This window comes from Acinetobacter tandoii (assembly GCF_008867985.1).
GTDB classification, from domain to species: Bacteria; Pseudomonadota; Gammaproteobacteria; order Pseudomonadales; family Moraxellaceae; genus Acinetobacter; species Acinetobacter tandoii.
Genome location: NZ_VXLD01000017.1, coordinates 17535 through 38168, shown reverse-complemented (window position 1 = coordinate 38168; position 20634 = coordinate 17535). Strand labels below are relative to the sequence as shown.

Below are 20634 nucleotides of genomic sequence, written 5' to 3'. Positions count from 1 at the left end.
ACCTCGATTATTTCGTTAATGTTTGTTGAGCGGTGACATATTCCACCACTTCAAGATTAAAACCTGATAATGCGTTGAAACGTAGCGGCGAACTTAGCAGCTTCATTTTTTCAACGCCTAAATCACGTAAAATTTGTGCGCCTACACCAATCGTTTGATATTGCTGAGACAGAGCTGCACTAGATTTGGTTTTCTTTGGTGCAGTTAGGCTGTCGAGGGCAGGGCCTAGATCTTGTAGATGACGTTGACCAATCCAGACCAGTACACCACGATCACTTTGTGCAATTTCTTTTAAGGCACGGTCTAAGTTCCACGCCGGTTCGCCATCTTGCTTGTTCAATTTGAGCAAGTCACGTGTCGGATTAAAACCATGTACGCGAACCGTAGTGATGCCATCTTTTGGCTCACCTTTGACCAAAGCCAAATGAATATCTGGATTGCCAATTTCACGGTAACGGAACAGTTCAAATGTACCGTATTCAGTATCGATGCTTTCTTGACCTAAACGCTCAACTGTTTGTTCATTGGTCATGCGGTAATGGATGAGGTCAGCAATGGTTCCCATTTTTAGGCCATGCTTTTCAGCGAAAATTTCTAAATCTGGGCGACGGGCCATGGTGCCGTCTTCTTTGATAATTTCACAAATTACAGAAGCAGGTTCTAGGCCAGCAATGCGTGCAAGGTCACAGCCTGCTTCAGTATGTCCTGCACGGTGCAGTACACCACCAGGTTGCGCCATCAATGGGAAGATATGTCCAGGCTGTACGATATCGCTAGGCTTGGCATGTGCCGCAACCGCTGTTTGAATGGTATGAGCACGTTCAGCAGCGGAAATACCTGTGGTAATCCCTTCGGCTGCTTCAATGGATAGGGTGAAGTTGGTGGCGTGTTGTGCACCATTGGCATCGACCATTAATGGTAAATTCAATTGCTGACAACGCTCACGGCTTAAAGTTAAGCACACCAAACCACGCGCATGTGTAATCATGAAGTTGATGTCTTCTGGGCGGACGTGTGTCGCCGCAATGACCAAGTCGCCTTCATTTTCACGGTCTTCATCATCCATCAGGATGACCATTTTCCCTGCACGGATATCTGCTACGAGCTCTTCAACGGTATTGAGCGGCATCAATCTTCACCTTTCTATTCGTCTGCAAATGACCAAAGTCTTTGCATTTCTGATTGTGGCATAGTCTAACGCTTTTTTAGACAGTTTGCCTATGCTTTTACTTTTCTGTACGTCGATTGTTATACACAGCCACGCAAGACTTTAAAAGAGTTGCACTATTTAAAAATGAGCAATCGATTAAACTCATGGGGTCAAAATCGGTTCAAATTTCCTAGAAAACGGGGGCGAACTGTACATTTTAGTCAAATCAGGCTGTATTGATCAGGATGGTTTGATTTCTAAGAGTATGCGGGTTTCTTACTTAAAATCACGATAAGTGAATTGCTTATGCTTTATAAGTCGAAAGCAAAATACTGGTTTCGGTGTTATAAATGCCCGAAATGGTTCGAATGCGCTCTAAGGTTTTATCAAAACTTTCCAAACTGTCCGATTTCAGCTCAACCAATAAATCCCATTTACCATTGGTGGTATGCAGCGTATGTACAGAAGGGTCGATTCTTAACTCTTTTACGACCGCACTGGTTTTGGTGCCTTCCACCATAATATTCATCCAAGCACGAATGGTGTTTTTCTCACTGCCGGGTTTTAAGCGAACGGTATAGCCCGTAATGATGCCACTCGATTCTAAATATTCGATTCGTTTCTGCACAGTATTTCGGGAAACGCGCACTTTTTGGGCAATGTCGGTAATTGACATACGGGCGTTGTCACGCAGCAAACCTAGAATTTGGCTGTCAGTATCATTCATTTTGATTTCCATGATTATCATTTTGATAAAATTTATTGCATTTTTATCAAAATTACAACTTTTTAGAGTCGTTTTGATTTTTCATACTATGCGTATTAGGTAACACTCCAGTTGGAACAACACCGAGCTGAGGCGGTGTCCAATAGATGGGGTGTTTCCTATTTTGAATGGATTAGCTCAATTAAATTCTCAGAGGATAAAATAATGTCTTTGTCATATGAAATGGAAAATAGTGGTGCATGGCAAACCTACCTTGCTCAGATTAACCGTGTAGCCCCTTATCTTGAAGAAGACTTAATCCCATTTATCAATACTTTAAAGCGTCCAAAGCGTGCGCTCATTGTTGATGTGCCTATTGTAATGGACGACGGTTCTATTCAGCATTTCGAAGGTTACCGTGTACAACACAATTTGTCGCGTGGACCAGGTAAGGGCGGTATTCGTTACCATCCAGATGTAGAACTGAATGAGGTCATGGCCCTCTCAGCATGGATGACCATTAAAACTGCGGTATTGAACTTACCGTATGGTGGTGCAAAAGGCGGTATTCGAGTAGACCCGCGTAAATTGTCACCACGTGAACTTGAACGCTTAACGCGTCGTTTTACCACTGAAATTAGCCCAATTATTGGTCCACAAATTGATATTCCAGCGCCAGATGTAGGCACTAATGCAGACATTATGGGTTGGATGATGGACACCTATTCCACGATTAAAGGTCATACCGTCACAGGTGTCGTGACAGGTAAGCCTGTACATTTAGGTGGTTCATTAGGTCGTGTCCGTGCAACAGGTCGTGGTGTATTCGTTACAGGTTTAGAAGTTGCCAAAAAAATTAACTTAGCACTTGAAGGCAGCCGTATTGCAGTTCAGGGTTTTGGTAACGTAGGTAGCGAAGCTGCATATTTATTCCATAAAGCCAACGCAAAAGTAGTATGTGTACAAGACCACACAGGCACAATTTTCAACGCAGATGGTTTTGACGTTAAGCAATTACAAGACTACGTTGCGATTCATAAAGGTGTTGCAGGCTTCCCTAATGCAACCGTAATTGAAGATGAAGCGTTCTGGACAGTAGAGATGGATATTTTAATCCCTGCTGCTTTAGAAGGTCAGATTACTGCTGAGCGTGCGCAAAAATTGACTGCGAAATTGGTCTTGGAAGGTGCGAACGGCCCAACTTATCCAGAAGCAGAAGATATTCTTTTACAACGTCAAATCATGATTGTTCCAGATGTGCTCTGTAATGCTGGCGGTGTAACCGTGAGTTACTTCGAGTGGGTTCAAGACATGGCAAGTTACTTCTGGACCGAAGAAGAAATTAATGAACGCTTAGATAAGCTCATGATTAAAGCGGTTGAAGATGTTTGGCATACAGCAGATGACAAAGATTGTAGCTTGCGTACTGCAGCGTACATTTTGGCTTGTGAACGCATTTTGAAAGCACGTAAAGAACGAGGAATTTTCCCAGGTTAAGGGGAAGTTTCGTGCCCTTCGGGGCACATTCAAGTAAGAAAAATATCAGATTTATTAAGGAAGAACAGACCATGAACCAGACTAGCCAACCGAATCGCCAAGATTTTAATCAGTATATGGTGCCTGTTTTTGCACCCGCTCAATTTATTCCTGTGCGTGGCGAAGGTTCTCGTTTGTGGGATCAGCAAGGTAAAGAATATATTGATTTTGCAGGTGGCATTGCGGTGAATGCGCTTGGACATGCACATCCAGTTGCAGTCAAAGCCTTAGTCGAACAAGGTCAAAAGTTATGGCATATCGGTAATGGTTATACCAATGAACCTGTACTTACCCTAGCAAAACAATTGGTTGAAAGTACCTTCGCCGATAAAGTGTTCTTCTGTAACTCTGGTGCAGAAGCCAATGAAGCGGCTTTGAAACTTGCGCGCAAAGTGGGCCTACTTTCAGGCTCTGCGCGCAAGAACAAGATTATTGCATTTAAAAATGCCTTCCACGGTCGTACCTTATTTACCGTTTCGGCAGGTGGTCAACCGAAATATTCACAAGATTTTGCTCCTTTACCAGAAGGCATTCAGCATCTTCCATTTAATGATTTGGACGCAGCCCGTGCAGCGATTGATGCCGACACGTGTGCCGTGATTGTTGAACCGATTCAAGGTGAAGGTGGGGTCATTACGGCTGATCCTGAATTTTTAAAAGGTTTACGTGAGCTGTGTGATCAACACGGTGCAGTATTAATTTTTGATGAAGTACAAACAGGTGTAGGTCGTACAGGGGCGCTATATGCCTATATGAACACTGAAGTGACGCCAGACATTTTAACCACAGCCAAAGCACTCGGTGGTGGTTTCCCAATTGGTGCCATGATTACCACAGATAAATACGCGAATATGTATGCAGTGGGAGATCATGGCACGACTTATGGCGGTAATCCATTGGCATCTGCTGTAGCAAATGCAGTGTTTGGCTTTATCAACACCCCTGAAGTATTGAATGGTGTACGTACTCGTGCGCAAATCTTTGCTGAAGGTTTGAAGCGTTTGAATGAACGTTTTGGCTTGTTTGAAGAAGTTCGCGGTCAAGGTTTATTGATTGGCTGTGTACTCAAAGCAGAATATGCAGGTAGAGCCAAAGATATCGTCACTCTTGCTGGTGAAGAAGGTCTCTTGGCCTTGGTTGCAGGTCCAAATGTCGTGCGTTTCACGCCATCTTTAATTATTCCAGAAGCGGATATTGAAGTAGGTTTACAACGTTTTGAGCGTGCGCTCGCACGTTTTGTTGGCGCGTGATAGGTCACCGCTGATGATGATTGTTAGACATGCAGAGCATCGAGATTTAGATGATATCTTCATTCTGGCGGGGAAGTCGGGCGTAGGTCTGACTTCTTTACCCCAAAATAAAGACATCTTATTGGCTCGAATTGCCCGCACACAAAAGACCTTACAAGGTCAAGCGGCGCCAAATGAGCAAGGTTATTTATTTGTTTTAGAAGATACCCAGTTGCAGCGCGTGGTTGGCGTGAGTGCGATTGAAGTTGCAGTGGGTTTGACGGAACCATTTTATAACTTTCATGTGGGCAAACAAGTTCATGCTTCACAAGCTCTGAATGTTTATAAGGCCTTAAACACCCTATTTTTAAGCAATGACCATACAGGATGTAGTGAGCTGTGTACGCTGTTTTTAGATCCTGAATACCGTAAAGATCAAAATGGTAAATTGCTCTCTAAAATCCGTTTTCTGTTTATCGCAGCATTTCAGCAGGCATTTCAAAATACCCTGATTGCAGAAATGCGTGGTTATTCTGATGAAAATGGTCGATCACCATTTTGGGATGCCTTGGGCTATCACTTTTTCAATATGGATTTCTCCACGGCGGATTACTTGAGTGGTATTGGGCAAAAAGTCTTTATTGCGGAATTAATGCCACGCTTCCCTGTGTATACCGATTTATTGCCATTGGCCGCACAGCAAGTGATTGCGCAAGTTCATCCTCAGACCGTTCCAGCTTCTCGTGTTTTAGAGTCGGAAGGTCTGCGTTATCAAGGGTATGTCGATATTTTTGATGCAGGACCAACCCTCGAAGCTGAAGTGAAAAACTTACGTGCAGTCAAGGAAAGCCAGACCTGTGCTGTGAAAATCGTGAGCAGTTTGCCAGAAGCGACAGGTCGTTATTTGGTGGCGAATGACCGTTATCATGATTATCGCGCAATTTTAATTCAACATGCTGCGGATGCAGACAACTTAAGTTTAACGGCTGAACAAGCCTATGCGCTTGGCGTACAAGCGGGGCAAAGTATTCGTATGTTGCCTTTAGATAAGATGGAGTAAAAATAATGTCACAAGGGAATTTATTTATTAATGGGACATGGTCTCCAGCGCAGGGTGCAGCTTGGAACAAACTTGATCCAGTTTCTCAAGAAGTGATTTGGCAAGGTGCAGAAGCTACGGCTGAACAAGTGGAACAAGCATGTCAGTCAGCACGTGCTGCCTTTGCTGCTTGGGCACGTCGTCCACTTGCAGAGCGTATTGAGGTGATTCATCGCTTTGCAAGCTTGCTAGAACAAAATAAACAACAGTTAGCGACAGTCATTAGCCGTGAAACCAGCAAGCCGATTTGGGAAACCTTAACCGAAGTTCAATCGATGATTGCTAAAGTGGCCATTTCGATTCGTGCTTACCATGAGCGTACAGGCGAAAGCATCACCGAAATGGCTGATGGTGCAGCCTCTTTGCGTCACCGTCCACATGGGGTATTGGCTGTATTTGGCCCCTATAATTTCCCAGGTCACTTGCCGAATGGTCATATTGTTCCAGCCTTAATCGCGGGCAACACCATTGTTTTTAAACCAAGTGAACTCACGCCGTGGACTGCGGAAGAAACCGTGAAGTTGTGGCATGAAGCAGGTTTACCAGCAGGCGTATTGAACTTGGTGCAAGGCGGTCGTAGCACAGGCGAGGCACTTGCGCAGTCGCATGAAATTGATGGCCTGTTGTTCACGGGTAGTGCCAATACGGGTTACCACTTGCATAAACAATTAGCGGGCGCTCCAGAAAAAATTCTCGCTCTAGAAATGGGGGGGAACAACGCATTAATTATCGATGAAATTACTGATATTGATGCAGTGGTGAATTTAACCATTCAATCTGCCTTTATTTCCGCAGGTCAGCGCTGTACTTGTGCGCGCCGTTTGATTATCAAAAATGGTGCTGTAGGTGATGCTTTCATTCAACGTTTGGTTGAAGTGAGCCGTAACTTGGTGGTGGGTCAGTGGGATGCACAGCCACAACCGTTCATGGGTGGTGTGATTTCATTGCATGCTGCACAGCAAATTTTACAAGCGCAACAACGTTTGGTGGATTTGGGTGCTGAGGTGTTATTGCCTGTGACTCAAACTGATCCAAACAGCAGCTTGTTAAGCCCGGGTCTTTTAGAGGTCACAAACGTCAATAATGTGCCAGATGAAGAATATTTTGGTCCATTGAGTTGTATCTATCGTTATGACCATTTTGATGAAGCTTTAGCGCTTGCCAATGCAACACGCTTTGGCTTGTCAGTAGGTTTAGTTTCACCAGATCGTGAACTGTTCGAGCGTTTATTGATTGAAGCGCGTGCAGGCATTGTGAACTGGAATAAACCATTAACAGGCGCTTCAAGTGCCGCGCCATTTGGTGGTGTTGGTGCATCAGGGAATCATCGTGCCAGTGCCTTCTATGCGGCAGATTATTGCGCATGGCCAATGGCATCACTAGAAAGTCAACAGGTAAGTCTACCTGAAAAATTATCGCCAGGCATTGTGCTGTAAGTCGACAGAAAAGGGAGTTTAGAAATGTCAGGCTATGAAATTAATTTTGATGGTTTAGTCGGTCCAACGCATCACTATGCAGGATTGTCTTTTGGAAACGAAGCTTCGACCAAAAACCGTAATAATTTATCGAATCCGAAGTTGGCTGCCAAGCAAGGTCTGTTAAAGATGAAAGCTTTGGCCGACATGGGCTTAAAGCAAGGTGTATTTGCACCGCAAGAACGCCCACATGTGCCAACTTTGCGCAAATTGGGCTTCCGTGGGGATGACCATAGCGTGATTGAACAAGCGATGCGTACTTCGCCTGCATTGTTATCCGCTTTGAGTTCTGCATCGTGCATGTGGACAGCCAATGCGGCAACGGTTTCACCGTCGGCAGACAGTACAGATGGTCGTGTGCATTTTACTGCGGCAAACTTGAACAACAAATTCCACCGCTCGATTGAACATGAAACGACCTCGCGTGTTATGGCAGCTATGTTTAACGATGAGCGCCACTTTGCCCATCACGAAGCTTTACCACCCGTGGCGTTGTTTGGTGATGAAGGCGCGGCAAACCACAACCGTTTAGGTGGTGCTTATGATCAAGCCAGCGTACAAGTGTTCGTTTATGGTCAGCAGTTCCTCGGCGGTGGTATTGGTCCGAAACATTATCCTGCGCGTCAGTCACGTGAGGCGAGTGAAGCTGTTGCACGTTTACATCAATTGAAAGCTGAACAAACCGTTTTTGTGCAGCAGCATCCCGATGTGATTGATCAAGGGGTCTTCCACAACGATGTGATTGCGGTGAGTAACCAAAACGTCTTGTTTCATCATCAACATGCATTTTTGAACCAAACGGAAGCTTTGGCCGAAATTCGTGAAAAAATGGCGAGTTTAGGTCAAGAGTTGGTGTCCATTGAAGTACCTGATCAGCGTGTTTCAGTGAAAGATGCAGTGAATACCTATTTATTCAATAGTCAATTACTCACACGTGCCGATGGCGGTATGAGCATTGTAGTGCCTGAAGAATCGCGTCAAAACCAAGCGGTATGGAGCTACTTGAACGACATGATTCAAATGGGTACCCCAATTGATGACATCAAAGTTTTCGATTTACGTGAAAGTATGCGTAACGGTGGCGGTCCTGCATGTTTACGTTTGCGTGTTGCCGTGAATGAAGCAGAACTGAACGCGATTAATCCGAATCTATTTATGAATGATGCTTTGTTTGCACGTTTAAATACGTGGGTAGATCAGTACTACCGTGATCAGTTGGCACAGCAAGATTTGGCCGACCCACAATTATTGATTGAAAGCCGTACTGCGTTAGATGAGTTGACGCAAATTTTAGGCTTGGGTTCGGTATATCACTTCCAACGTTAAGTAATCGTGCAGGGAAAGCAAATGATAGATTTTCTAGGTGATGTTTTAGCACAACGTATCCCGACTGTATCGCAGGGCGAACAGCATGATTTTCATTGGGAATGGTTAGCTGAAGGGGTTTTATCTTTTACTCCAAAGCAGGCTTATGAAAAAGCCATCGTGCTTTCCGCGGGTGTACATGGCAATGAAACTGCGCCAATCGAGTTATTGGCGCAGCTCAGTCAGGATATTTTTGCATGTGCGTTACAGCTCAAGGTCAAATTAATATTGATTTTGGGCAACCCTGTCGCGATTCGTTCAGGTCAACGCTATGTTGAAAATGATATGAATCGGATGTTTTGTGGTGCACATCAGCAATTTTCTGAAACCTTTGAAGCAAAGCGAGTGGCTGAGCTAGAGCAGTTGGTGGCAGATTTCTTTCAATCTTGCCCTGCACAGGTCAAACGCTATCACTATGATTTGCACACAGCGATCCGTCCATCTTTGCTTCCGACTTTTGCTTTATTTCCTTATCAAACTCATGGCTATGATGCGGTCATGTTGGCGTGTTTAAATGCTGCGGAACTGGATGCCTTGGTATACCACAATGCAGCGGGTCGCACCTTCACGCACTATACCAGTTCAAGATTTCAGGCAGCGAGTTCAACCCTTGAGCTTGGACATGCCAAGCCTTTTGGTCAAAATGATTTGGCAGCATTTGCTGCAATTAATCAAGTTTTACGTGCGGTGGTGACAGAACAAGCTTTACCTGCACGCCAAAAGTCAGCAATTAAAAACTTTCGTGTCGTCGATTCGATTATCAAAACTGAAGATGACTTTCAGCTCAATCTTGCCGATTCTGCGCCCAATTTCTCAATGTTCCAATCAGATGCAGTGATTGCCCTGCAACAGGGCAAACCTTATGTGATTGCACCAGAACAGGTCTGGATTTTATTTCCAAATACTCAAGTGAAAAAAGGGTTAAGAGCAGGCTTGATATTAACTGAGCTTCGTGTGTGATTATTCGTCTCGATTTATTAAATATGATGATGGTGATTTATAGAATTTAAATCGTTAAATTGATTTTCAATGGAATTGAATATATGGATATTGTAAAAAATATTAATGCAATATTTACGCCCAGTGATTATGAGTTCGCTTGTAATCAGTGGATAAACTCGCGTCATGTTTTTATTAAGCTATTATTTTTTAATGTTAAATTAATAAAATTGGTATAGGTTTTGCAATCTGTGTTGTGATTATTTGGTCGCTATTTTTATTTTATAAATTCGGTTAAATAATAAAATTAATATTATTGAAAGATAATATTTAGCTTAATTTTGGATGGATATTAAATAAGGAAAAATTTTATATCTGTCCCGTATTTGCACCTCTTTGAGGTGTAAATTGGAGTAATAAACATGATGAATGGAAATAAGTTCAATAAGTCGAAAGAAACCCTAGAGGGTGATTTACTGGGTGGACATCATTACGATTCAGCTGGAGAAGAACAACTCGATCGTTCTCTCAGCAATCGCCATATTCAAATGATTGCGATTGGCGGAGCTATCGGAACAGGTCTATTTATGGGTTCGGGGCAAACCATTGCCAATTCTGGAACCTCAGTCATTTTGACTTATATGATCGTTGGCTTTGTCCTGTTTTTTGTCATGCGTGCCATGGGAGAGTTACTGCTTTCCAACACCAATTATAAGTCATTTGTAGATTTTGCTACGGATTATTTAGGTCCTTGGGCAGGCTACTTTTTGGGCTGGACCTACTGGCTCAGTTGGATCATTACTGCGATTGCCGATATTATTGCGATTGGCGGTTATATGCAGTTCTGGTATCCCGATTTACCCGTATGGTTGCCTGCTTTGGCCACGATCACTGTTTTGACGGTACTAAACTTACTTACGGTGAAAATGTTTGGTGAAACCGAGTTTTGGTTTGCCATGATCAAGATTGTGGCAATTGTTGCCTTTTTAATTTTGGGTGTGAGCTTGGTGGTTATGGGCTTCGTGTCGCCAAATGGAGTCAAGGCATCGTTCTCACATATTACCGATCCTGATGCATTTTTACCGCATGGTGTGACAGGTTTCTTGGCGGGTTTCCAAATGGCAGTGTTTGCTTTCTTGGGTATTGAGTTGGTCGGTACAACTGCTGCAGAAACCAAAAACCCAGAAAAATCATTACCTAAAGCCATTAATTCAATTCCGTGGCGAATTCTGTTGTTTTATGTGGGTGCCTTGTTGGTCATCATTTCCGTAACCTCATGGCAGCACGTTGATCCAGGTAAAAGTCCATTTGTGGCTATGTTCCAATTGGTCGGACTTACAGCTGCTGCTGCTGTGGTGAACTTCGTGGTCGTGACTTCGGCAATGTCTTCTGCAAACAGTGGTATCTTCGCCACCAGCCGTATGTTGTATGGTTTGGCGGTTGAGAAAGATGCGCCGCAGCGCTTTAAAACCTTATCTAAAGGTAAAGTGCCTGTACAAGCACTGTTGTGTTCTATGATTTGTGTATTTATCGGTACGTTGATTCTGTTCGTTACACCAAATGTCATGTCTGCATTTAATATTGTGACAGCATTGACCTCAATTTTGACTGTATTTGCCTTTGGTATGATTCTGGCATCGTATTTGGCTTATCGTAAAAAGCGTCCTGATTTGCACGCGAAATCTATTTATAAAATGCCTGCGGGTATTTTTATGAGCTGGTTTGGGATCGCCTTTATGGTGTTTGTGGTTGCGATTTTATGTCTCGATCATGATACGCGTATTTCACTGTTTGTTTCACCACTTTGGTTTATCGGCTTATGGATTGCTTATAAGCGTCGTCAACGTCAAGATAGCGAGCGCACTTGGATTTTAGAGCATGGTCGTCGCATTGATCATGATGAACTATCAGAAAATAATTAATGAAGAGTGAGAGAGGGTATTTACCCTCTCTTTTTTATAACGACGAAGAGGGATTTGTCTTGAAAAAAGTAACATTATTGGCGTGTATGTTGGGGGCGGGGCTGCTGAATATGAGCAGTGCGATGGCGGCACCGATGTTGACATCACAGATTTCAGCAACACAGGCTGCGGCCCCTCAAGCCAACGCGTGGGTTGAAATTAATGTGCAAGCCTTTGAACAAAATATTCAAACCTTGCAGCAACAATTGCAGGATAAGAGCCAAATTTGTGCTGTGATGAAAGCCGATGCTTATGGGCATGGAATTCAGTTGTTGATGCCGAGCATTATCAAGTTAAATGTACCTTGTGTGGGCATTACCAGTAATGCCGAAGCCGCGATGGTGCGCCAATCGGGTTATCAAGGTCGTATTTTAAGATTGCGTGCAGCCACCGATCAGGAAATTCAAAATGCAGCTTCACTCAAGATGGAAGAATTATTCGGAAACTATGAGCAAGCGCAGCGTATTTCTACTTGGGCGAAACAGCAAGGGATTACAGTTGCCTACCATCTGGGTTTAAATGCGGGCGGCATGGATCGTAATGGTTTAGAGCTAAACAGCGAGCAAGGTAAACAGCAAGCCCTGCGTATGACCAAACTGCCAAATTTGAAGTTGGTCGGCATCATGACGCATTATGCAGTAGAAGATGAAAAATATGTACGGGAACGTTTAGCGGTCTTTAACCAGCAAACGAACTGGCTCATTAAAAAAGCCAAACTCAAACGTGAAGAGCTAACCTTACATACCGCCAATTCATTTGCCACTTTAACCGTGCCAGAGTCACATTTAGATATGGTCCGTGCTGGTGGTGTGATTTATGGTGACAGTATTCCTGACCGTGTGGAATATAAAAAGTTGATGACGTTTAAAACCCAAGTGACAACAGTGAATGCTTATTTAAAAGGTACAACTGTCGGGTATGACCAAACCTATACTTTAAAACGTGATTCTTTATTGGCGAACTTGCCGATGGGCTATTCAGATGGCTATCGTCGCGCTTTTAGTAATAAAGCCTATGTGTTGATTCGTGGACATAAAGTTCCTGTGGTCGGGCGGACGTCGATGAATACCACCATGGTCGATGTCACTGATTTTCCTGATATTCGTGCCAGTGATGAAGTGGTGTTGTTTGGTCAGCAAGGCAATGAAAGCGTCAAGCAAAGTGATTTAGAAGAATACAATGGTGCGCTGCTTGCAGATGTCTACACCATGTGGGGCAATTCTAATCCTAAAATTGCTGTACGCTAAGCTGACAATAATTCATTAATGTAAATGACTACCCCATGTCTGAACTTTCAGGCGTGGGGTAATTTTTATATGGCTGTGTAGAGGGGCAATTGATTGTCTATCCAGCTTAATATTGATCGTTCATGCTCAGTTGAGTCTTCACCTTCAGGGGAACACATCAAATTCATAAATCCCATTTAAGCTTTGAACTCGTATTCCTATAATTGGACATCCAATACCTTCTATGATCAAGATGTTAGGCTATTTTTAACGGTGATTATTTTTTTGTGCGTATTGTGGCTATACCCCAGAGCTTTGAGGCGATGTAAAAGTGGTTCAAAAGCACATGCAACGGCTATTTGAGTGTAAATGTTTGAGTCAGTAATTTTCTAAAAATTGCTGGCGAATCAGATCAATTTTGTAAAAATTTGGCGGGCTACTTGAATGAAAATGGATGGATTATTCAGATTTAAATTTTAACCATAAAAAAGCCCTAATCATTTGACTAGGGCTTTTTTGAATCTGGAGCGGGAAACGAGACTCGAACTCGCGACCCCAACCTTGGCAAGGTTGTGCTCTACCAACTGAGCTATTCCCGCATATTGAGCAGTTTTTTCTAAAACTTACACTAAAAAATTTGGAGCGGGAAACGAGACTCGAACTCGCGACCCCAACCTTGGCAAGGTTGTGCTCTACCAACTGAGCTATTCCCGCATGCCGTGTATAATACAGTATGAAAAATGATGGTCAATATGTTTCTGAAAAAACTTGTATCAATTGCATAAAATACAAGCATTTTATGCCAGATTTTCTAAAAAATTGCGCTTGAAACCCTAAAAGTCACCTCTGAATACAAAACATAGAGGTAGAACAGCTATACTGTATACAATCGATAAGATAAAGGCAGATTCTCATGAGCTTAGAATTACAACTGCGTGACCGTTTACAGCAATTGGCACCGACTTATTTAGAAATTGTGAATGAATCTTCGGGGCATGGTGGTTATTTTCCTGGCAAAGAGTCCCATTTCAAAGTGGTGATTGTCAGCGAAGCCTTTGATGGCTTACGTTTAGTACAACGACATCAGAAAATTTATGCGGCTGTGGGTGATTTATTGGCACCGAGTCGTATTCATGCCTTAGCCATTCATGCCTTTGTAGAATCGGAATGGCAGGGACAAGACACGTCAAGCCCTGAATGTGCACATGCACCTAAGCATTAAGGATATTGGCTTGTTATGGATGCTCAAATGTTGTTAATGCTGCATTGGTTGGCTGTTGTTCTGGCAGGTGTGGCAATTGTGATTCGCGCGCGGAGTTTATTTTCGGGAACCGAAGGTAATTTGCCGAATCCATCTGCACGTAAATTCTTTGTGGCTTTTCAGCACAGTGCTATGACCTTGTTGATTTTGACAGGTGTTGCCTTGTTGGTGATGAAAGGTTTTGAGGTACAGTCTTGGTTTTATGCCAAAATCATTCTGTTTTTCGTACTGTTATCTTCTTTAAGCAAAGCCTATAAGAAGCAGGATCAGATCGTTTTGGCACAACGCCGTGCTGGCTTGTTTTTAGCCGTAGTGGCGTTTGTTGCAATTTTGGGCTTGGTAATGATTCAGCCAAATTTTGGTTGATTGTCAGACATTTTCGATAACGATAAAAAAATGATCGTTTACACTGCTGAACGATCACTGATAAAAATTGAGGGAGGGGGAATATGCGGACACGTGTGGTGTTTAATCAGAAAGGTGGCGTAGGCAAGTCGAGTATTACAGTCAATTTGGCTGCGATTAGTGCTTATCAGGGCTTAAAAACACTGGTGATTGATTTGGATCCGCAAGCCAACTCCAGTCAGTATTTATTGGGGGATGATGCGACGTATTCGGTGGATAAGCCTGCATTGGAACCGAATATCGAAAACTACTTTGAAGAAGTGTTGGGAGCAACCCAAAGCAAAGCCGGTTTATTGGGCAATGCGATTGGCTCTTTACTAAAAAATCGTTCCAAAGGTTTGGAAAGTTATGTGCATCAAACCCCGTTTAAACTATTGGATGTGATTCCAGCCAGTCCGAGTTTAGGGGCTTTGGCCCATGCTTTAGAAGCCAAACATAAAATTTATAAATTACGGGATGCTTTGAAGTTACTCGAAGGCAAATATGACCGTGTTTATATTGATACTCCACCAGCCTTCAATTTTTTTACTTTGTCGGCATTAATTGCCGCAGATCGCGTGTTGATTCCGTTCGATTGTGATGTATTCTCAAAACGCGCCCTACAAAGCCTGATTGAAAATGTGATTGAAACCCAAGATGATCATAATGACCAACTGGAAATTGAAGGCATTGTGGTGAATCAGTACCAAGCACAAGCCAAGTTGCCGCGTGAAGTGGTGCAGCAACTAAAAGATGAAGGCTTGCCAGTATTGGAAAATATGTTGCCACCTTCAGTGCTGATGAAAGAATCCCATCATCAAAACCAGCCATTAATCTATTTAGCCAAAGATCATAAATTGACGCAGGCCTATCTTTCATTGTTCAATGAAATTGAGCAAAAATAAGATTGAGAAAACAGATGAAAAAAATTGCTTTATCTATCCTTGCTGCAAGTGGTTTATTGCTGACAGCGTGTGCAACCACGGTTAAACCGACTTATGTTTCGCCTACACAATATCAGTCATTGAACTGTCAACAATTACAGGCAGAGTATGACCGTATTCAACAATATTTAGACCAAGGTGTTTCAGTACCCAAAAGTACGGGAATGGGAGTCGATGTTGGACTAGGTGGTGGTTGGAGCCGTGGAGGAGGCTGGGGCTTTGGCCCAAGTGTTTCATTAAATATGGGACAGTCTTCAAATACCAAAAAGACCGAGATTTCCCGTTTGATGGGCCAGCAAGATGCTATTGTACAAGCTGCTCAGTTTAAAAACTGTCCAATTAAAGTAGTACCAAGAACTGCAAAATAGCTATTTCACCCTTTGTCATTGCACCACTGAAAGGATGAAGGGTGAAAGTTTTTCAAAATATTTCAATATAAAATATAATATAAATAAAGACTTATCTTGGTTTATTGTATTGTATACAACTTAACGGTTCTCAATTTAGACTAGGTTCGGCTTGTCCTTTAGGGTGGGTTTCAGATAAGGTGTGCAACACTTTAAGCTTGAGTAATAGGTTTTTATGATTGAGAGTTGGCTATTTGTATTTGCGATGATTGCGGTGTTCCTGATTCCAGGACCGACCAATGCATTACTGGCAAGCTCTGCGCATCAACAAGGTATTCCTAAAACCAGTTTACTTATTCCGGCCGAATTATTGGGCTACATCTATGCAATTAGCTTGTGGTCGCTGTTTATCCATTTGACCTATCCTGTCTGGCCGCATTTGATTACCTTGCTGCATGTGTTAAGTGCATTATATGTGTTCTGGATCGCATTTCATTTATGGAAGTCGACGCATTTGCAATCGCATCATCAAAAGCATCCTCATATTCGACCACATCAACTGTTTTTTTCCACGCTTAAAAACCCGAAAGCACTACTTTTCGCTGCTGGAATTTTACCATTAGAAATGTGGAATAGTAGTTTGAATGCAGGCTTGGTTTTTTTGGTCTTTTCTTTAATTTTGATTCCAGTTGCGCTGTTCTGGATGGTCTTTGGCAAAGCGATTTTGGCGGGAAATTTAAAGCAAATAAAAGCCGATCATTTATATAAAGGATCGGCCATGTTATTGATTATCTGTATGTTGCCAGTGGTAATTCGATTCTTTTAACGCTTATGCTTTTACTTTATTTTTTGCTAGTTTCTGACGAATAAAACCGATAATGCCTGGTAAGATACTGATAATAATAATCCCGAAGATTAAATGGGTGAAATTGTCTTTGACTACAGGCATATTGCCAAATAAATAGCCGAGTGTAATAAACGAGGCAATCCAGCAAAAAGCACCAATTAAATTATAGGTTAAAAAGAATTTATAATTCATTTTTCCTGCACCTGCGACAAAGGGTGCAAAGGTACGGGCAAAAGGTACAAAGCGGGCAAAAATAATGGTTTTACCACCATGTTTTTCAAAGAATTTTTGGGTATTAATCAAGTGCTGTTTATTAATAAAACGCGAATCAAGTTCAAATACCCGTGGTCCAATATATTTACCAATATGGTAATTCAGGGTGTCACCTAAAACTGCTGCAATAAACAGTAAAATGCCCAAGACCCAAGGATCCATTGCTCCTGTAGATGCTGCCAATGCCCCTGCAGCAAATAACAAGCTGTCGCCAGGTAAAAATGGCATGACCACTAAACCTGTTTCGACAAAAATAATTAGAAATAAAATAGCGTAAATCCATACCCCATAATTTGTAATAAATTCGAGTAAATGGTCATCTACGTGTAAAATAAAATCAATGAGTTCCATGGGGTAAAACATCGCGAAAATGTAGCCAAATCCTAGCAGTCCATATACGGAAAGTCAGTATAAAAACGTAATTAATTTTAGCTATCTATTGTTTCAAATATAAAACGATAAGTCTGAAAAATGCATATTTATTCTATTATCAACAAAAACTAAGCTGTGCCTATCCACAAAATTAAGAAAAGGTTCAATTATGTTTAATCCAAATGTTGTTGTGAAAAATATCGTGACTCAACCTGCGTTTGATAACGCTGTGAGTTTAATCGCCCGTGTGCTCCTCGCGTATATCTTTTTGGTTGCGGGCTGGGGCAAATTGACCGCCTATAGCGCTACCGTTGGTTATATGGAAGCAATGGGGGTGCCAGGTGCATTATTGCCTTTAACCATTTTGGTTGAATTTGGCGGTGGTTTGGCACTGTTATTTGGTTTCCAAGCGCGCTTTGCTGCACTCGGTCTAGGTATATTTAGCCTTATTACCGCGTTCATTTTCCACGGTGGTGCAGACGATGCTATTAACTTTATGAAAAACTTTGCTATGGCAGGTGGCTTATTTTTCTTGATGCTGCATGGCGCAGGCAAGTTCAGTCTAGATGCCCTTATTGAAAAATCAGAGGTTTAAATTATTTGCTGTAGGATTCAGCAATCCTATTGCAAGTCAGAAGCACCGATAAGTTCGGTGCTTTTTATTTAAATATTTGTTTTATATGTATATTTATTGGTTGTCCAAATAGTGTGCTTAATAACTGGAAAAATGGTAGAATATGGCGCTTATATTCGTTTGCCTATCATAGTTGTTTGTCATGACTACCAATTCTCAAATTACTGAAGATCGTATCCTTATTTTGGATTTCGGCTCTCAATATAGTCAGCTTATTGCACGTCGCGTACGCGAGGCGGGTGTATATTCTGAAATGTATGCCTACGATATGTCTGAAGAAGACATCCGTGCGTTTAATCCAAACGGTATTATTTTATCGGGTGGACCTGAAAGTGTGCATGAAGAAGGCAGTCCACGTGCACCGCAAGTGGTGTTTGAATTAGGTGTGCCTGTATTGGGAATCTGTTACGGTTTCCAAACCATGTCTGAACAACTCGGTGGTAAGGTTGAAGCGGGTACAGTACACGAATTTGGCTATGCTGAAGTTGATATTCAACAGCGCGATCACTTAATTGGTCAGCTTCAAGACCGTGAAAACCAATTACACGTGTGGATGAGCCACGGTGACAAAGTGAGCCGTCTTCCAGAAGGTTTTACAACAACTGCAAGTACACCAAGCTGCCCATTCGCTGCGGCATCTGATGAAAGCCGTCGTTTCTATGGCGTGCAGTTCCACCCAGAAGTTACGCATACTGCAAAAGGTGCAGAGTTATTATCTAACTTTGTTCACAAAATTTGTGGTTGTGGCGGTTTATGGACACCAGAACACATTATCGATCTTCGTGTAGAACAACTACGTGAACAGATTGGTGATGAAAAAGTTCTACTTGGTTTATCTGGCGGCGTAGATTCATCAGTTGTGGCTGCTTTATTACATAAAGCGATTGGTGATCAACTGACTTGCGTATTTGTAGACAACGGTTTACTTCGTTTAAACGAAGGTGATCAAGTGATGCAAATGTTCGCAGACAACATGGGTATCCGTGTGATCCGTGCCGATGCAGAAGAGCGTTTCTTAACAGCGTTGGCAGGTGAAGTTGATCCTGAGAAAAAACGTAAGATCATTGGTCGCGAGTTCATTGAAGTATTTGCAGAAGAAGCACGTAAACTTGATGGCGTGAAATTCTTGGCTCAAGGTACGATCTATCCAGACGTAATTGAATCTGCTGCAAGCAAGCAAGGTAAAGCACATGTGATTAAATCGCACCACAACGTGGGTGGTTTACCAGAAGATTTAGCATTTGACCTTGTTGAACCATTACGTGACTTGTTTAAAGATGAAGTACGTAAACTAGGTACAACTCTAGGTTTGCCGCATAGCATGATTTACCGTCATCCATTCCCAGGTCCAGGTTTGGGCGTGCGTATTTTGGGTGAAGTGAAAAAAGAATATGCAGATATTCTTCGTCTTGCGGACGACATTTTCATGCAAGAACTTCGTGATAGCGGTTGGTACGACAAAACTGCACAAGCATTTGCGGTATTCCAACCTGTTAAATCAGTTGGTGTAGTCGGTGATGGTCGTCGTTATGCATGGGTAATTGCACTTCGTGCGGTTGAAACTGTGGACTTCATGACTGCTCGTTTCGCGCACTTACCGTATGAATTGGTCGACAAAATCTCAACGCGTATTATGAATGAAATCAAAGATGTTTCACGTGTTGTTTACGACGTGTCATCTAAGCCACCAGCAACAATTGAGTGGGAGTAATTCAGAGATTTCAAGAAGCGAAGCTTCTTGCCTGAATTACGCCAAGAGCTATGCTCGCGGCAAAATAGAATGATTTAAGAAAGAGCGCTTAGGCGCTCTTTTTTTATTTTATACTATACAAAATCATGATTTTAATTATAGAGAATACCATGTCGCTTCCAACATATGATCAATTAATGCTCCCCTTAATGAAGTTACTTTCTGAACAGCATGAAGCGATAAAATTTGGAGATATGGCTACTTTAATGGCAGAACGCTCTGGACTTAGTACAGAAGAATTAAATTTAAGATTATCGAGTGGAACAAAAACAATTTTTTATGATTGAGTTGGTTGGGCTAAAACCTATCTTGTTAAAGCAGGATTGATAAATCAGCCAAAACGAGGATTCTGTGAGTTAAGCGAAATTGGGCGTCGATTAGATTTGAAAAATCTGACCAGTATTACGATTGAATTTTTAATGCAATATGAGAGCTTTTCAAATTATAAGTTAGGAATACTAAAAGAAAATAAAGAAGTTGAGAATGAGGTTAGCGAAGTTACTTTTATACAGAAGTTAGAAGAAACAAAAACTCCTGATGAAATTATTATAGGAACTACTGAGTTATTAAAAGAATCATTAAAGCGAGACCTGCTGAGATTGATAAAAGAAAATTCTCCACAGTTTTTTGAAAGGCTCGTAGTCGATTTACTTGTGGCAATTGGCTATGGTGGCTCATACCAAGATGCAGCCAAAGCAATTGGTAAGACAAACGATGGTGGTATTGATGGGGTGATCAGTGAAGATCGTTTAGGTTTGGATAAAATTTATATTCAAGCCAAGCGTTGGGAAAACACGGTTGGTCGTCCTGATATTCAACAATTTAAAGGTGCTTTAGCAGATCAAGTTGCTAAAAAAGGTGTATTTATTACCACTTCTAACTTTAGTAAAGAAGCAATTGAATCTGCCAGAAAATCAGGCATTGTATTAATTGATGGCGATAAATTAACTTCTTTAATGATCGAATTTGGGCTGGGTGTGCAAATTGAAAGAAGTTTCCATATTTATAAAATAGACCAAGATCGGTTCGATGAAGATAATTTTTAAGGACGCGTAAGCGTCCTTTTTATGGCTTGAAATAAGGAAGAATAGTTGATTTAAGATATATAAAGATATATCTTAATAAGTATAAATTCA

18 protein-coding genes, 2 tRNA genes and 1 pseudogene are annotated in these 20634 nt (G+C 42.0%); 16 read left to right on the top strand and 5 right to left on the bottom strand.

Annotated elements, in window-relative coordinates; genetic code table 11:
* Positions 1 to 7 precede the first annotated feature (7 nt).
* On the bottom strand, positions 8 to 1129 hold the full coding sequence (ribBA, locus tag F4W09_RS15830) for a bifunctional 3,4-dihydroxy-2-butanone-4-phosphate synthase/GTP cyclohydrolase II (RefSeq protein WP_044739724.1): 1122 nt from the start codon (positions 1127 to 1129) through the stop codon (positions 8 to 10).
* A gap of 325 nt (positions 1130 to 1454) precedes the next feature.
* Entirely contained in the window at positions 1455 to 1877 is a 423-nt protein-coding gene (locus F4W09_RS15825; RefSeq protein ID WP_044739723.1) for an Lrp/AsnC family transcriptional regulator, read from the bottom strand.
* 201 nt (positions 1878 to 2078) lie between these two features.
* Here F4W09_RS15825 and F4W09_RS15820 point away from each other — a divergent pair, with 201 nt between their 5' ends.
* The 8 genes from F4W09_RS15820 (at position 2079) to alr (ending at position 12707) form a co-directional block, all read left to right on the top strand.
* Positions 2079 to 3353 (top strand): Glu/Leu/Phe/Val family dehydrogenase, encoded by a 1275-nt coding sequence (locus F4W09_RS15820; protein WP_171284991.1) that lies wholly within the window; start codon positions 2079 to 2081, stop codon positions 3351 to 3353.
* 71 nt (positions 3354 to 3424) lie between these two features.
* Positions 3425 to 4642, top strand: coding sequence for a bifunctional succinylornithine transaminase/acetylornithine transaminase (locus F4W09_RS15815; protein WP_151505347.1), 1218 nt, complete (start codon positions 3425 to 3427; stop codon positions 4640 to 4642).
* 13 nt (positions 4643 to 4655) lie between these two features.
* Positions 4656 to 5681, top strand: a complete 1026-nt coding sequence (gene astA / locus F4W09_RS15810; protein WP_016165648.1) for an arginine N-succinyltransferase — start codon at positions 4656 to 4658, stop codon at positions 5679 to 5681.
* Between the two features lie 5 nt (positions 5682 to 5686).
* Positions 5687 to 7156, top strand: a complete 1470-nt coding sequence (gene astD / locus F4W09_RS15805) for a succinylglutamate-semialdehyde dehydrogenase (RefSeq protein WP_151505346.1) — start codon at positions 5687 to 5689, stop codon at positions 7154 to 7156.
* Between the two features lie 24 nt (positions 7157 to 7180).
* Positions 7181 to 8521 (top strand): N-succinylarginine dihydrolase, encoded by a 1341-nt coding sequence (astB, locus tag F4W09_RS15800; RefSeq protein ID WP_151505345.1) that lies wholly within the window; start codon positions 7181 to 7183, stop codon positions 8519 to 8521.
* Positions 8522 to 8542: 21 nt separating this feature from the next.
* Positions 8543 to 9520 carry a succinylglutamate desuccinylase gene (astE, locus tag F4W09_RS15795; protein ID WP_151505344.1) on the top strand — a complete coding sequence of 326 codons (978 nt, stop codon included), beginning with the start codon at positions 8543 to 8545 and terminating at the stop codon, positions 9518 to 9520.
* A gap of 401 nt (positions 9521 to 9921) precedes the next feature.
* Positions 9922 to 11421 (top strand): amino acid permease, encoded by a 1500-nt coding sequence (locus tag F4W09_RS15790; RefSeq protein WP_044739718.1) that lies wholly within the window; start codon positions 9922 to 9924, stop codon positions 11419 to 11421.
* Between the two features lie 59 nt (positions 11422 to 11480).
* Complete coding sequence (alr, locus tag F4W09_RS15785) at positions 11481 to 12707, top strand: alanine racemase (RefSeq protein ID WP_151505343.1); 1227 nt, start codon at positions 11481 to 11483, stop codon at positions 12705 to 12707.
* Between the two features lie 502 nt (positions 12708 to 13209).
* On the opposite strand, the gene F4W09_RS15780 is transcribed toward alr, so the two are convergent.
* Both F4W09_RS15780 and F4W09_RS15775 read right to left on the bottom strand, forming a co-directional pair.
* Positions 13210 to 13285 (bottom strand) — tRNA-Gly (locus F4W09_RS15780).
* 39 nt (positions 13286 to 13324) lie between these two features.
* A tRNA-Gly gene (locus F4W09_RS15775) sits at positions 13325 to 13400 on the bottom strand.
* 199 nt (positions 13401 to 13599) lie between these two features.
* Here F4W09_RS15775 and F4W09_RS15770 point away from each other — a divergent pair.
* The 5 genes from F4W09_RS15770 to F4W09_RS15750 all read left to right on the top strand — a co-directional run bounded on the left by F4W09_RS15770 (position 13600) and on the right by F4W09_RS15750 (position 16448).
* Positions 13600 to 13908: a BolA family protein gene (locus tag F4W09_RS15770; RefSeq protein WP_151505342.1), complete on the top strand. Its 309-nt coding sequence runs from the start codon at positions 13600 to 13602 to the stop codon at positions 13906 to 13908.
* A gap of 15 nt (positions 13909 to 13923) precedes the next feature.
* A complete protein-coding gene (locus F4W09_RS15765; RefSeq protein WP_016165635.1) occupies positions 13924 to 14313 on the top strand; it encodes a SirB2 family protein in 390 nt (129 codons plus the stop codon).
* An 83-nt stretch (positions 14314 to 14396) separates the two neighbouring features.
* Positions 14397 to 15236 (top strand): ParA family protein, encoded by an 840-nt coding sequence (locus tag F4W09_RS15760; RefSeq protein ID WP_151505341.1) that lies wholly within the window; start codon positions 14397 to 14399, stop codon positions 15234 to 15236.
* A gap of 14 nt (positions 15237 to 15250) precedes the next feature.
* Complete coding sequence (locus tag F4W09_RS15755; protein WP_104441250.1) at positions 15251 to 15643, top strand: hypothetical protein; 393 nt, start codon at positions 15251 to 15253, stop codon at positions 15641 to 15643.
* Between the two features lie 214 nt (positions 15644 to 15857).
* On the top strand, positions 15858 to 16448 hold the full coding sequence (locus F4W09_RS15750; protein WP_151505340.1) for a LysE family translocator: 591 nt from the start codon (positions 15858 to 15860) through the stop codon (positions 16446 to 16448).
* 3 nt (positions 16449 to 16451) lie between these two features.
* Here F4W09_RS15750 and F4W09_RS15745 read toward each other — a convergent pair whose 3' ends face one another.
* On the bottom strand, positions 16452 to 17093 hold the full coding sequence (locus F4W09_RS15745) for a DedA family protein (RefSeq protein WP_044739569.1): 642 nt from the start codon (positions 17091 to 17093) through the stop codon (positions 16452 to 16454).
* A 190-nt stretch (positions 17094 to 17283) separates the two neighbouring features.
* Between F4W09_RS15745 and F4W09_RS15740 the strand changes: the two genes are divergently transcribed.
* The 3 genes and pseudogenes from F4W09_RS15740 to F4W09_RS15730 all read left to right on the top strand — a co-directional run bounded on the left by F4W09_RS15740 (position 17284) and on the right by F4W09_RS15730 (position 20544).
* Positions 17284 to 17709, top strand: a complete 426-nt coding sequence (locus F4W09_RS15740) for a DoxX family protein (protein WP_044739570.1) — start codon at positions 17284 to 17286, stop codon at positions 17707 to 17709.
* A gap of 181 nt (positions 17710 to 17890) precedes the next feature.
* Positions 17891 to 19459: a glutamine-hydrolyzing GMP synthase gene (guaA, locus tag F4W09_RS15735; RefSeq protein WP_044739571.1), complete on the top strand. Its 1569-nt coding sequence runs from the start codon at positions 17891 to 17893 to the stop codon at positions 19457 to 19459.
* 149 nt (positions 19460 to 19608) lie between these two features.
* A pseudogene (locus F4W09_RS15730) lies at positions 19609 to 20544 on the top strand (restriction endonuclease).
* Positions 20545 to 20634 lie beyond the last annotated feature (90 nt).